14 protein-coding genes are annotated in these 13,230 nt (G+C 36.9%); 6 read left to right on the top strand and 8 right to left on the bottom strand.

All coding sequences use genetic code 11. The features are described 5' to 3' along the window. Positions 1-33: 33 nt before the first annotated feature. The gene (locus tag EA772_RS08390) at positions 34-699 is read right to left on the bottom strand and encodes a porin family protein (RefSeq protein WP_010603555.1); all 666 of its coding nucleotides are present in this window, start codon (positions 697-699) and stop codon (positions 34-36) included. Positions 700-725: 26 nt separating this feature from the next. Between EA772_RS08390 and gldB the strand changes: the two genes are divergently transcribed. From gldB to EA772_RS22230, 3 genes are all read left to right on the top strand, one after another. Then, positions 726-1,760: a gliding motility lipoprotein GldB gene (gldB, locus tag EA772_RS08385; protein ID WP_124912448.1), complete on the top strand. Its 1,035-nt coding sequence runs from the start codon at positions 726-728 to the stop codon at positions 1,758-1,760. A 111-nt stretch (positions 1,761-1,871) separates the two neighbouring features. Then, positions 1,872-2,642: a patatin-like phospholipase family protein gene (locus tag EA772_RS08380; RefSeq protein ID WP_010601542.1), complete on the top strand. Its 771-nt coding sequence runs from the start codon at positions 1,872-1,874 to the stop codon at positions 2,640-2,642. A 626-nt stretch (positions 2,643-3,268) separates the two neighbouring features. Then, positions 3,269-3,955: a hypothetical protein gene (locus tag EA772_RS22230; RefSeq protein WP_124912446.1), complete on the top strand. Its 687-nt coding sequence runs from the start codon at positions 3,269-3,271 to the stop codon at positions 3,953-3,955. Position 3,956: 1 nt separating this feature from the next. On the opposite strand, the gene EA772_RS08370 is transcribed toward EA772_RS22230, so the two are convergent. Together EA772_RS08370 and gcvT are read right to left on the bottom strand one after the other, a co-directional pair. After that, complete coding sequence (locus EA772_RS08370; RefSeq protein WP_010601540.1) at positions 3,957-4,673, bottom strand: 2-phosphosulfolactate phosphatase; 717 nt, start codon at positions 4,671-4,673, stop codon at positions 3,957-3,959. A 72-nt stretch (positions 4,674-4,745) separates the two neighbouring features. Further along, entirely contained in the window at positions 4,746-5,825 is a 1,080-nt protein-coding gene (gene gcvT / locus EA772_RS08365; protein ID WP_010601539.1) for a glycine cleavage system aminomethyltransferase GcvT, read from the bottom strand. 133 nt (positions 5,826-5,958) lie between these two features. On the opposite strand from gcvT, the gene EA772_RS08360 reads away from it, so the two are divergent. Further along, positions 5,959-7,014 carry a DUF4932 domain-containing protein gene (locus EA772_RS08360; RefSeq protein ID WP_124912444.1) on the top strand — a complete coding sequence of 352 codons (1,056 nt, stop codon included), beginning with the start codon at positions 5,959-5,961 and terminating at the stop codon, positions 7,012-7,014. A gap of 1 nt (position 7,015) precedes the next feature. Here the strand turns inward: EA772_RS08360 and EA772_RS08355 are convergent, their stop codons facing one another. Both EA772_RS08355 and EA772_RS08350 read right to left on the bottom strand, forming a co-directional pair. After that, positions 7,016-8,218 carry a glycosyltransferase family 4 protein gene (locus EA772_RS08355; RefSeq protein WP_124912442.1) on the bottom strand — a complete coding sequence of 401 codons (1,203 nt, stop codon included), beginning with the start codon at positions 8,216-8,218 and terminating at the stop codon, positions 7,016-7,018. A 21-nt stretch (positions 8,219-8,239) separates the two neighbouring features. Further along, positions 8,240-8,848, bottom strand: a complete 609-nt coding sequence (locus EA772_RS08350) for a ribonuclease HII (protein WP_029204328.1) — start codon at positions 8,846-8,848, stop codon at positions 8,240-8,242. 78 nt (positions 8,849-8,926) lie between these two features. Here EA772_RS08350 and EA772_RS08345 point away from each other — a divergent pair, with 78 nt between their 5' ends. Next, positions 8,927-9,277: a TfoX/Sxy family protein gene (locus EA772_RS08345; RefSeq protein WP_010601535.1), complete on the top strand. Its 351-nt coding sequence runs from the start codon at positions 8,927-8,929 to the stop codon at positions 9,275-9,277. Here EA772_RS08345 and EA772_RS08340 read toward each other — a convergent pair. The 3 genes from EA772_RS08340 to EA772_RS08330 are packed head-to-tail and all read right to left on the bottom strand — an operon-like array spanning position 9,267 to position 12,500. Next, complete coding sequence (locus tag EA772_RS08340) at positions 9,267-10,409, bottom strand: ABC transporter permease (RefSeq protein ID WP_010601534.1); 1,143 nt, start codon at positions 10,407-10,409, stop codon at positions 9,267-9,269. The two genes, EA772_RS08345 and EA772_RS08340, sit on opposite strands and share 11 nt — an antisense overlap. Continuing rightward, on the bottom strand, positions 10,409-11,545 hold the full coding sequence (locus tag EA772_RS08335; RefSeq protein WP_124912440.1) for a glycosyltransferase: 1,137 nt from the start codon (positions 11,543-11,545) through the stop codon (positions 10,409-10,411). The genes EA772_RS08340 and EA772_RS08335 overlap by 1 nt, the downstream gene beginning before the upstream one ends. Further along, positions 11,523-12,500 carry a lysylphosphatidylglycerol synthase domain-containing protein gene (locus EA772_RS08330; RefSeq protein ID WP_010601532.1) on the bottom strand — a complete coding sequence of 326 codons (978 nt, stop codon included), beginning with the start codon at positions 12,498-12,500 and terminating at the stop codon, positions 11,523-11,525. Before EA772_RS08330 ends, EA772_RS08335 begins: the two co-directional genes overlap by 23 nt. 41 nt (positions 12,501-12,541) lie before the next feature. Between EA772_RS08330 and ruvC the strand changes: the two genes are divergently transcribed. Beyond that, positions 12,542-13,129: a crossover junction endodeoxyribonuclease RuvC gene (gene ruvC / locus EA772_RS08325; RefSeq protein ID WP_124915005.1), complete on the top strand. Its 588-nt coding sequence runs from the start codon at positions 12,542-12,544 to the stop codon at positions 13,127-13,129. The last annotated feature ends 101 nt before the right edge of the window (positions 13,130-13,230 follow it).

Here is a 13,230-nt window from a genome sequence, read left to right as displayed (position 1 = left end):
AATATCAGAAAGTAAGTATCGGGATCTATTATCCTAGAAAAAGATACCAAAATTAAGTGCCAGATAATGGTTTCTCACATCACGGGTTTTGTCTGTTGTGATATTAGTGAAACCGTTATTGTAAGTTAATCCGGCTAATATACTGGCGTTACCAGAAATATCAAATTCTCCCCCGCCACCAATAATTAAGCCGGCACGATAAAATTTCGTATAGTCGGTAATCTTCAGATTATCTGCGAAAACTGTATTTCCGTTTTGTGCATCTTGTTTGGCACTGATGTTAAACGAATTTGAAAGACCAAATTGACCATACCAGCGTTTACCTTCTGCCTTTATTGTTTTAAGCTTTATGGTTAAAGGAACCTCGATATATTGTAATTTATACTTTAAATCATAAGCAACCGGCACTGTTCCGCTGTGATATGGTGCTGCATTGGCTTCTGTACTTTTCCCATTAATTGAGGTAATAGTTAATGCTGTAGCAAAACTATAGTTTGGTGCAAAGTTAAAATCGCCTATTAAACCGTAAGCAAAACCTAAACCTACACCATCAGTTTTTCCTTGCTCAGGTTTTACCCAACCAATTGTCGGTGTGGCGGTTAATCCAAGCCTGAAACCATAATTAATGGGAGGAAAATTTTGTGCCCAAACACCGAAACTGAAAAAAGATAAAATTATAATCGTCGAGATTTTTTTCATGCTTTATGTGATTATATTTGTTGTACATGATGTATAACGTAAAACACAAGCAAATTTATCTATTTTTTCTCTTGGCTTTTGTATTTATTTCCTGCAAGCAAAGTAATCGGCCAGATATAAGCAACATTAAAGTAGATATTAAGATAGAACGCTTTGATAAAGAGCTATTTGCATCAAAAGACAAAAATACCAGCTTAACAAATGCAGCGTTATCCAGTAAGTACGGTTTTTTTTATGATGATTACCTTCATAAAATGATCGGATCGCCTGATTACAACAATGATGAAATACTTAGCACCTTGTTTAAAGACCAGGCTTATACCGATTTAACAAAGGAAGTAGATAGTGTTTACCCTAACTTGAAAGTCCAGGAAGAAGGTTTGACAGAAACTTTCAAATACATTAAATACTATTACCCAAAAGCTAAAATACCTAAAATCATTTCTTTTGTATCGGGCTTTGCCTATCAAATGCCTGTTGGCGATAATTACCTGGGCATCGGTTTGGATATGTTTTTAGGCAAGAACAGTAAATTTTACGGTGCTATTGTACAGAGCGTTCCGTTATATTTATCCCGAAGATTTGCGCCCGAATATATCGTTCCACGTGTGGCAGATACTTATGCTCATGAGGAATTGTTTGAAGAACCAGATGAAAACAGGACGTTATTATCTAAAATGATATTTCAGGGGAAAATTCTTTATTTCCTTGATCAGGTATTACCAGAAAACATTGCTGATTCGACTAAAATTGGATATTCTTCCCAGCAATTACAATGGACACAAAATTTCGAAGGAGATATTTGGGCTTATTTTTTGGAGAACAATTTCCTATATGAAACCGATTACCAAAAAATTCAGGTTTTTTTATCGGAGGGGCCTTTTACCCCTGGTTTAGGAGAAAATCGTGATTCAGCACCGAAACTTGGCGTTTGGACGGGTTGGCAAATTGTGCGGAAATATATGGCAGAAAACCCTAAAGTTACCTTGCAGCAGCTTATGGCTGAAAATGATGCTCAAAAAATCCTCAATAAATCTAAATACAAGCCAAAACAGAAATAGTTTACAGCTTTCAGTTGGTGGCCAATTTTTTCCTAACTTGAAAATCAGGGCAATTTACAATCAGCCAAAAGCAATTAAACAATAAACCGGGTTAAACCGTTTAACATTTATATGAAAGTCGGAATCGTATTATCAGGCGGAGGAATAAGAGGAATAGCACACCTGGGAGTTTTAAAAGCCTTTAGCAACCTGGGCATTACTTTTAGCCAGATTAGCGGAACAAGTGCAGGCGCAATTGCCGGGGCTTTTTTTGCAGCCGGCATCGATCCGGAAGAAGGATTGAACATATTTTTGAAAACCAAGTTGTGGCGTTTCGTTCGCCCGGCTGTAGGTTCACTAGGTTTAATTAATATTGAAAATACCTCACAAATATTAAAAGAATACTTCCCCGAAGACAGCATCGAAAAGTTAAAAATTCCACTAACCATTGCCGCAGTAAATTTTAGTGAGGGTAGATTGGTATATTTTACAAAAGGCCCACTAATCCGAGCTATCCACGCCTCGAGCTGCATTCCAGGTATTTTCCGGCCAATTATGATTGACGGACAAATGTATGTTGATGGTGGAATTTTAAATAATTTCCCTGTTGAACCATTGATGGATGATTGCGATTTTATTATTGGATCATCATGCAACCACTTAAAGCCCGTTGACAAAATAACGGGAATTACAAATCTGATGGGAAGAGCAGGGATTATGTCAATCAATCACGATATGGAACGAAAAGCCAAGTTTTGTAATGTAATGATTGAGCCTAAAGGTTTAGGAGCCATCAGCACTTTTGACATGAAACGAGCTGAAGATATTTATTGGCTGGCGCATGAAGAGGCATTGATCACCATAAAAAATACTCCAACCATAAGAGACCTGATAACAAAATAATGACGCCCGATTTAGTGTTTCAAAAATCGTTAAGAACTTTTTTAAATCGCTATCATGCCATCTTCTTTTTCCTAATTATATCAATTTCAGCAGGAATAAGTTTTTATCTTTTTGAAGAGATAGCATATTTATTACCGCTATGGATAACGGCTATAGGCTTTGGTAGTTATTATTTGTCAGTCTGGATCACATCAGCTGATGCTATATTTGAAAAGCATGATCGGTTTCTGATGATTAACTTGTATGCGAAGAATTTGAATATTAACCGTACTTTAGATATTCAATTGTCTGATATAAGAGGATTTTCTCTAGACCAAATTACAAGAGGAAGTCATGCGATTTTGATTTATCTAAACGACTCAAGTTACTTAAAATTCTCAGTACTAAGACATAAAGAAGCTTTGGAATTAGAAGCTTACCTTTCTACTTTTTTGATAAGGCTATCAAAGGATACACATCCTAAATTTAAAAACTTCTCATCAGCATACCTGTACGCTATGAAAAAGGTGTTTCCTTTTTTAGTAATTACTATCGTTTTGACATTTCTAATAGTTAGCTATTTGCATTTTTCAAACCCTGCAACTTTTGTCATCTGTACGGTGTTAAACCTTATATGCTGGTTTATTATGGTAAGAAATCCCGTTAAAAAGGCATTCTTCAGGTTCGGAGCATTTTATTTCTTTTCAAATTTATTTATCTACCTTTCTCCATTATTAGCCATTGTAATCTGGTGGAAGGTTGCAGAAATAAGAAGTGAACCACTTCGGCTAAGCAAGCCACACGAACTGATTACCAAGCGACCAAATTTGTTTTATCGTTTCGATTATGCGGTCACTAATCCTAACGTTATTATCGCTTCTAACTATTTAATCTCGAAAAATTTAAGTAGTAAAAAGAAAACATTTAGTGTAACCCATTATTTTACAACTCCGCTGTCGAGCGTAGATTCTATTCGCATCAATGGAAGATACAACATCTGGTTATTGAAAACCTTCAAGCAAGAAATATTGAAAAGTTTAACTGCTCAGTTAAAATTTAGGCTTATACAGGATTACCATGTTAAGACTAAGGAAAAATTTAAGAATCTTTTTAGCCGAAAGCCAAATTTTTATAAACAAAACTTTAAAGATTTGCCGGCTACGCAATTATTGTATGGAAATGTGAATGCTGCAAATGTGAACTATATCCTTATTCCACATTGGGAAAGTTTACAGATTTATAAAAATAATGAGTTAAAAGAAGTAACCTTATTTTTTGCTGCTATCACAATCTTAAATTTAGTTGGTTGTATTTTTATTGCTATAAACAGGTAACTTAAGATACCAACTTTATCAACCTCTCCCCATCTAAAACCGGTATAGCTTTGCAAATATTCAGTTGCAAACAAAATACCACATCCTCTTCAATATTTAATTCTGCAAGGCGATGGCTATGCGAAGATTTGTGCAAATATTTTCTTAAATCATCTTTCGCCAAAACATATAAATCTTCGGCAGCTACGCTTGAATCATCAAAATGTTCGAAATTTTGACGGAGGTTGTTAACTACTGCACCAGCGAACAAAGTATCTTCCAGGTTAAACTGATCTTTCCAGCCGGCACAAAGTAACAGTACGTTTTTATCTTGCGAAGCCAGATAATTACAAAGCGCATCTAAGTTAAGAAATGAACCAATTACAACTTGATGAGCCCGTTTGTTAGCCAGATGCAACGCTTTTGTGCCATTTGTTGTGGTGAGTACGATTGTTTTACCTGCAACTTTCTCTGCAGTATAAGAAAATGGAGAATTTCCGAAATCGTAACCCGCCACTACCTCTCCATTGCGTTCTGCTGCCAGAAGGAAACCCTTGTCACTATAGTCTAAGCAATCTTCAACGTTGGCAACAGGAATGATGGCTTCAGCGCCATTTTCTATGCCATATGTAATGGATGAAGTTGCCCTTAAAATATCGATAACAACAACAATACTTTGTTCGATGTCATATAAATCGATCAATGCCGGCGTTAAACAAACTTCTATTTTTTTCGACATATTCTGAGTATCAAGTAGCAAGTATCAAGTATCGAGACAATTATCTTGATACTTGATACTAACTACTTATATCTATTTATAAAATGGAAACTTAACTACTTTGGCTTTAATTGGCGTATTTCGAATCAAAATAAAAATTTCAGTTCCCTCTTTTGCAAAATCTTTTGCAACATAACCCATACCGATTGCTTTCTGTAATGATGGCGCCTGTGTTCCGGAAGTTACCTTACCAACAATGTTTCCTTCTGCATCAGCAATTTCGTAATCATGACGTGGAATACCACGATCTATCATCTCAAAACCAACTAATTTTTTTTGAATCCCGGCTTCTTTTTGAGCTTGTAAAGCTGTTGAATTGGTAAATGATTTCGAGAATTTGGTAATCCATCCCAAGCCAGCTTCAATAGGTGAAGTGCTGTCATCAATATCGTTTCCATACAAACAGAAACCCATTTCTAAACGCAAAGTATCACGGGCACCTAAACCAATTGGTTTAATGTTGTAAGCCGCACCAGCCTCAAAAATTGCATTCCAGATTTTATCTGCATGCTCGTTATCAAAATAAATTTCAAAACCTCCGGCACCGGTATAACCTGTCGCCGAAATAACTACATTATCAACTCCTGCAAACGTACCTTTAACAAAGGTGTAATATTCCATTGAAGCCAGATTTACATCTGTTAAGCTTTGTAAAGCATCTGCAGCTTTTGGACCCTGAATAGCCAAAAGAGATGTTTTATCAGAGATGTTGTGCATCTCCACATCTTTATCATTAAACTGCTGAATCCAGTTCCAGTCTTTCTCAATGTTTGAAGCATTCACCACCAACATATAGCTTTTCTCATCAATGCGATAAACCAAAAGATCATCTACAATACCACCATCCTTGTTTGGCAAACATGAATATTGAACTTTACCATCATATAACTTTGAGGCATCGTTACTGGTTACACGTTGAATTAAATCTAAAGCATTTTCGCCTTTCAAAATGAATTCGCCCATGTGGCTTACATCGAAAACGCCAACGCTATTGCGAACAGTTGCATGCTCTGCATTTATACCTTCATAAGTTACAGGCATATTATAACCTGCAAATGGAACCATTTTAGCGCCTAAAGCGATGTGTTTTTCTGTTAAAGCGGTATTTTTCATGCTTAATATTTAGTTGCGCAAAAGTAGTAAGAAAACAGCAATGTTTTAGGGATAAATTTTGATGATCCTGCCTTATGGAAATAATGCTTTATAAAACTTATAAACTAAATTAGGAATCTGCTATTTTAGCATAATGATCAAAATCACCCGCATTCAATACACATTAACATTCCTATTATTGATATCAACTTCGGTATCATTTGCCCAAAAAGTATTTTCAGTAAAAACTGACCACAGAGTGGAAGCATTAAGTATTTTCTATACCTTATCAACAGCTGATACTTTGGAAGTAAAACCTACTCCATCCACTTACTACAGAGATGTAAAAAAATATTTCAAACCCTATAATCTACATCCCTCGCTAAATTGGTATCGCAATTTGAAAAATTGGGATGGTCCAGACATGGCTTCTATAGGGCTTTTCCTGTCTCAGAAATATCCATTTAAACTTATAATTCAACCAGAAGTTAATTACGTTAGAAATTCATCTGTAGACAGCTTTCTATACCATTTCAATGCTTTTTACAAGGAATGTAACGTAGCAAAATTCATTAAAAAACATGAGGCTGATTATCAAAAAATTAATATTAAGGCCGAATTTGTAATTGGCGAAAGCGGCATTTTAAATGACATAAAAGCTTTTTATAATTCAACTAGTACGGGCGAATTTATGATGTATACGGATGCCTTATGTAATCATGGAAGTAACGCCATAAGTTCATCTGATAAACAATTTGCGGGAAAAATAATATCTAAAGTTGGATATATTGAGGATAAATCAAAAAAATTGACTGACGATAGCGTTGTAAATTTTGAGCCCGCAATTAACGTTGTGGCGCATGAATGCAGCCATATTTACCTTAAGAATTTTTTAAAGCAATATCATGATCGATTGTTCAAAATCAGATCGCATTTTTTAACAACTAGTAAAGGAAGAAAAATAGCTGATGATCAATGGGAAAATGAGATAGATGAACTAGTTGTTAGAGCTTGTGTAGCAAAGATCTTATCAGTGAAAAATGGCATTTTAGCTGGCGATGAGGAAGTAAACAATCAGGCAAAACGCTTTAAATGGGTTAACGACTTATATATATTTTTCGACCTTTACACTCAGAATAGAAATCAATACAAAACCATTGAAGATTTTTATCCTGAACTTATCTTATTCCTTGAAAATAAAACTAGCTAAATTACACACTAATTAACCCCTTATAAATTTCTAACATTTTGCCGGCTATGAGCTTTATTCCGTGGTCGTTCTCTACTGTTTGCCTGGCATTCTCCCCTATTTCCATCCAGCGTTTAGGGTTGATGATACACTGTAAAATATACCGGTAAAACTCATCGGCAGAATCGGCAATTAAGATATCATGGCCATGACGACAATTAATTCCTTCGGCGGCAGTGGTGGTGGCTATGATACATTTTTTCATGGCCATGCCTTCGATTATTTTAACCCGCATCCCCGTTCCCGAAATCAGGGGCACAATCATAATGGCTTTTGAATTCATAAATTCAATCGCATCAAAAACTTCGCCTTCTACAATTAAGTTATCAGAATCATATTCAAAAAAATGCTTCTGCATATTTTTCCCGGCGATATAGAAACGAAGATCTTTATTCAGTTTTTCAATATCTGGCCAGATATCATCAAGAAACCATTCTAATCCTTCCTGGTTGGGCCGCCAGTCCATTGCTCCTAAATGAAAAAGCGTTGGAAAACTCGTTTTTGTTTTATCGATTCTATACTTCTCCAAATCAATGGCTACCGGAAAAACCGTCATCGGCACTTCGCATCCAAATCGAAGAATGCTTTGTCGGTCGGGCTCACTAATGGCAAATATTTGATGGAAGCGGTTAATCTGGTCGGTTTCATAAGCTTTTAAGCGTTGGGCCAAAAACGCAAGATATTTTCTCCTCACCAGAAACCTTTCTGAATGCGCAAGCCGTTCCCACATTGTAAATTCGATATTGTGTGCCCTGTAAATCAGTTTGGCATTGCTATTCGCTTTTACTACATCCAGGTAAGGCACCACAAACAATCCCTCAAACTGGATTACATCAAATGATTTTTCACGCAATATACTTTCCAATTGCTGAGCGGCCTCCTCACTGTAATATCTGGATACGTTGTAAGATTGGTTGGTGAAAATATTAAAAAAAGCAGACCAAACATTTACCTCAGTATCTACATCAACAGTATGATACTTAATCTGATCAAAAATAGGATCATTGAGATCTTCGATATCGATACTACCCTTCATGGGGTTCAAACTAAACAAAGTAATATCTGCACCAAGCTGCAGCAAACCTTTCATGGTGTTGTAAACCACAATTGGATAACCGCTATTTGGCGGAAAGGGTACCCGCTTAGTTATCAGCAATATTTTCACAATGTTGTGAAAATACGAAAATTAGACTGCTTTTGAAAACAAGTCGAGTTGCGGATCGCTAACGTTAAAAGTTTTTCTGTGAAATGGCGAAAGTCCTACCTCTATTACCGCTTTGCGGTGTGCTATGGTTGGATACCCTTTATTCGAAAGCCAGTTATAATGCGGGAAATCAGCATGCAGATTACTCATGTATTCATCCCGATGGGTTTTGGCCAGAATGGATGCTGCCGCGATGTTTAGATATTTACCATCACCTTTTATTACGCAGGTGTGCGGAATTTCGGGGTAGGCTTTGAAACGATTGCCATCAATAACCAGGTAGCCTGGCCGTGTATGAAGTTTTTCTACAGCCCTGTGCATCGCCAGAAAAGATGCATTGAGAATGTTAATGCGATCTATTTCTTCATGGTCACAAGAGGCGACTGCCCAGGCTAAAGCTTCTCTTTCAATAATCGGACGAAGCAAATCCCGTTGTTCATGACTGAGTTGCTTAGAATCGTTTAACCCTTCTAATACAAATCCCTTAGGTAAAATTACTGCCGCTGCAAATACAGGACCAGCCAAACAACCTCTTCCAGCTTCATCACAGCCCGCTTCTAAAAATTCTTCTTGAAAACAACTTAATAGCATCATGCAAATTTAAAGAATAACGATTAAATTTTGTGGATCGGATAGTAAAGCTTTAAATTAGTTTTAAACAATGATGTGATGCCATACAATGAAATTCTTGCAAATCGCGTTGCGGAAAAATTAATGCACTTGCCAGATGTTGAAGAAAAAGAAATGTTTGGTGGGTTGATCTTCATGGTTGATCAAAAAATGTGCATTGGTGTAATGAAGGACAAAGTGATGCTGAGGCTCGCTCCGGAAAGCCTGGTAGCTTTAGAAAATATTGATGGTTGGGAGCAGATGATGATGAGTAATACTGTAATGAACGGCTACATCTTAGTTTCGCAAGATGTACTAAACAGGAACGAAGATTTAGATTTCTGGATCAAGCTGGCTTTGGAGTTTAATCCGCTTGCCAAAGCTTCCAAGAAAAATAAAACTAAACAGTAGTATTTTGGCCCTTTACATCGAAAGCATCGCGTAAGCCAATGGCTAAAACATTAAAAGCATAAACAGTAAGCATAATGGCCAAACCTGGCAAAACCGCTAGGTATGCTGCATCCATAATGATATAGCCATAGTGCTCTTTAATCATACTGCCCCAACTTGCCATTGGTGGCTGCGCACCAAAGCCGAGGAAACTCAATCCAGTTTCCAACAAAATGGCCGATGCAAAATTAGATGAGGCGACCACTAAAATCGGTCCAGCTATATTTGGCAAAATGTGTTTGATGATGGTTCTGGAAGTGTTAAAACCTAATGCCCGAGCGGCTTCTACAAATTCTACCTCTTTCAGTGCCATGACCTGGCCACGTACCAAGCGAGCCACATCGACCCAGGTAGATAAGCCCACCGCAATAAAGATTTGCCAAAAGCCTTTACCTAAAGCAAAAGAAATGGCAATAACCAATAACAAGGATGGTAACGACCAAACCACGTTCATAAACCAGCTGATCCCTGCATCAATTCTTCCGCCGAAATAACCGGCTATAGCACCCAAGCTTACACCAATAAATAAAGAGATTAAAACGGCCATTAACCCTACGGATAGCGAAACCCGAATCCCTAAAATCATACGGCTTAATAAATCACGGCCATAAATATCAGTTCCCAACCAATAGGTTTTTTCATAAACGTTATATTGTTCAAACAAGGTGGCTGCTGTGCCTAATTTCGAATGGGGCGTACATCTAGGACATATTTCATTTAGTTTGTATTTTATTTCCTGAGCCTTCCCCTCATCTCCAATGTAAGGCGTAATGAAAACATTATTATCTACAAGTCTGTAAGATGTTATTGGAATACTTGTAACATTCGATTTTTGCCCGTTCAACATGCGTTCAAAAAAACCAACTGCTTTAATATTTGGATTTTTATTGATGATAATAAACTTGAAAGTACTTCCCGGTTTTTTCTTATTGAGCGGCAAAATCTGGGTATTGGCATTTGGGCTGCTATCAGGCGTAATGATGTAGCCTAAAATTCCCATCAAAACCAATAGTAGAATAAAAATAAGTCCGCTGAAGGCAAGCTTATTCCGCTTAAATTTTAACCAAACTTTTTTCGAAGGACTATTATCCATTATCTAACCATCCTGCCTTTCCAGTTGTATTTTCCACTGTTTCCGGCAATGCCGATGTAAACGATATAAAGTATATGCAACACATTTAAAGCGGGAATTAAAACCAATAACCTTCGCCTTTGCGCAAAGCCGGTCACGTCCCATAAAAATAATGTTTCTAAAATCATTTTAACCAATAATTGATAAAATGTTACCGACAAAAAACCGGGAATAAATAAGCCTGTTACAAAATTGGCAATGATACTTAAATTAAATATCCAAACAAAAACGCCCAAAACGATAATCGCTTTATTTTTATAACGGGTGCTTTTTGAAGCCCAACGTTTGCGTTGCTGAATAAATGAGCGCAGGTTTTCTTTGGCATGCGTATAAACGATAGCATCTCTATTTTTTAGAAAACCTATTTTACCTGGATATTTTGCGGCTATTTTATGAAGCAGCAGTTCATCATCGCCAGATGCCAGATCATCAATTCCCTGAAAACCACCAACCTCATAAAAAGCATTCTTCTCATACGCTAAATTAGCACCATTGCAAGTAGAAGGTTGTTTGTTACCAATAGTAGAAGCACCCAAACCTATTAGATATAAAAACTCTAAAGATTGCAACCGCTCGAATAAACTTTTCTCCTCGAAATAAGCTACTGGAGAAGAAATCATTTTATAGCCCTTTTCCTGATAAAAGCTTACCACAGACGATAACCATTTAACTCCCATTTTACAATCGGCATCGGTAGTTACAATCAAATCGCCTGAACAAGATCCAATGGCAGTTTGTATGGCTTTCTTTTTATAGGAATTTAACGCTCGATCTTCATTAAGCTTAATCAGATTTACACCGCTATCGGCATAAGATGCAACAATTTCAGCAGTCCGGTCTGTTGAATGATCATCGATAAAAATAATTTCTGTTAAATGTTTAGGATAATCCTGGTTAACTAAATCATCGATTGTTCTTCTGATGTTAAGTTCTTCATCACGGGCAGCAACAATTACCGAAACCTTTGTTACAGGCTCATTTTGGCTGATATTAATTTGCTTTAAGTTGCGCCAACCTTTGATGAAGGTAAGCACCAATAAACCATAAACCAGGGTTAAAGCGGCAGATAAAAGACTAATTAGTTTTAGGAGTTCCAAAAAAATTGAGTTTAAAAACGAAATAAGTGCCTAAGATAGCAGGAATAATAATATTTATAAGCCAGATGCTTGCTGTACATGCAATAACTGCTACATGTTGATTGGTAACATGTTTGAACAATTCTACCGCAGTAACACTTCTAATGCCCACATCAAACAAATCCAGCGACGGCAGTGCAGATTGAATCAGAAATAGCAGGCAGGTCATCATAACAATATCAAGATACTGCAAGCCCGGGATAAGCCAAACAAATAAAATAAAGTACTGTGAACTAAATACAGCATATCTTGCCAAACAGAATAGGATGATTTTAAAGAGTTCAGCTTTACGATAGCGGCCTAAAATACTATAGAACTTTTTGTATTTACGGGTGAATTTGAATGATAAAAGAATGCCGTTTAGCCATTGAATATTAAAAAAGAAGACAATAAAAAACAGGCAGAAAGCGAGCGCAAGCATTGTCACAGCTAAAAAAACCAAATTATCTATCGGTACGAAACGATAAATGAAAAAACAAGCCGCTATTGCGCCAAATACATTTGTTAAAACCAACTGACCGATGTTGCCAACCGTCATGGCTACTACGCCTACAATCCTACGCTTGGGCGAAAGGAAGAAAACCCTGCCACCATACTCACCTAACCTGTTTGGGGTGAAAATAGCCAGGGTTAATCCGCAAAAAACAGATTCAATAGCCCGGTAAAAACTAATGGCCTCAATCTGCCGCATGAGTCTTTTCCACTTAGCTGCTTCTAAAAACCAGTTTACAAACATCAATAAAACCACTAATCCGATGATACTAAAAATTTCAAGCTGAGAAATTCCTTTCAACAGCGAACCGAAGTTTTCAAGATTTTCATTCGCTACGAGCTTATGGTAAATAAACCAGAAGGCAAATACAACAATTGCAGCTTTTATAAGGATGGATAATATTTTTTTATTCTTGCCTGTCAAGATTATCTTTTTAGTTTGCAAATATGCTTAATATTGCTGTAATGTTGAATGAAAAAAAGGAACGGATAATTATGGGCATCGACCCCGGCACAGCGGTGATGGGTTATGGCGTAATTTTAGAGAAGGGAAATAAAACAGAACTGATTAGTTTAGGTATAGTGAAGATGACTCACCTTGATGATCCGTTTTTAAAGCTCCAACGCATTTTCGAAAAAACAGTGGTGTTAATCGATCAATACAAGCCTGATGTTTTGGCCATCGAAGCACCATTTTACGGAAAAAATATTCAGGTACTTTTAAAATTAGGTAGAGCACAAGGCATAGCCATTGCTGCTGCACTTTCCAGAAACATTCCGGTAACGGAATATTCTCCAAGAAAAATCAAACAATCTATTACAGGAAATGGAAATGCCACTAAAGAGCAGGTGGCAGCCATGTTGCAACGCTTATTAAACTTCAAAGAAACACCGGAGTTTTTAGATGCTACCGATGGTTTAGCTGTTGCGGTTTGCCACTCATTTCAAAAAATAACTGCCGGAGGGAAATCAAAAACCTATTCGGGCTGGGAATCATTTGTAAGTGATAACAAGACTAAAGTAAAAGGCCTGGTGGTGAAAGCGAAGAAATAGAATTAGTTTCGGCCGGTTAAACACCGACTGATAATTTGATTTAAATCTTAAACACTGACGAACAAAGTCGTCATTGCGAGGCACGAAGCGATCTCTTCAAA

Source organism: Pedobacter sp. G11, assembly GCF_003860265.1.
Lineage (GTDB): Bacteria > Bacteroidota > Bacteroidia > Sphingobacteriales > Sphingobacteriaceae > Pedobacter > Pedobacter agri.
Note: the sequence above shows the minus strand (reverse complement) of the source record. Positions and strands in the feature narration are given on the sequence as shown.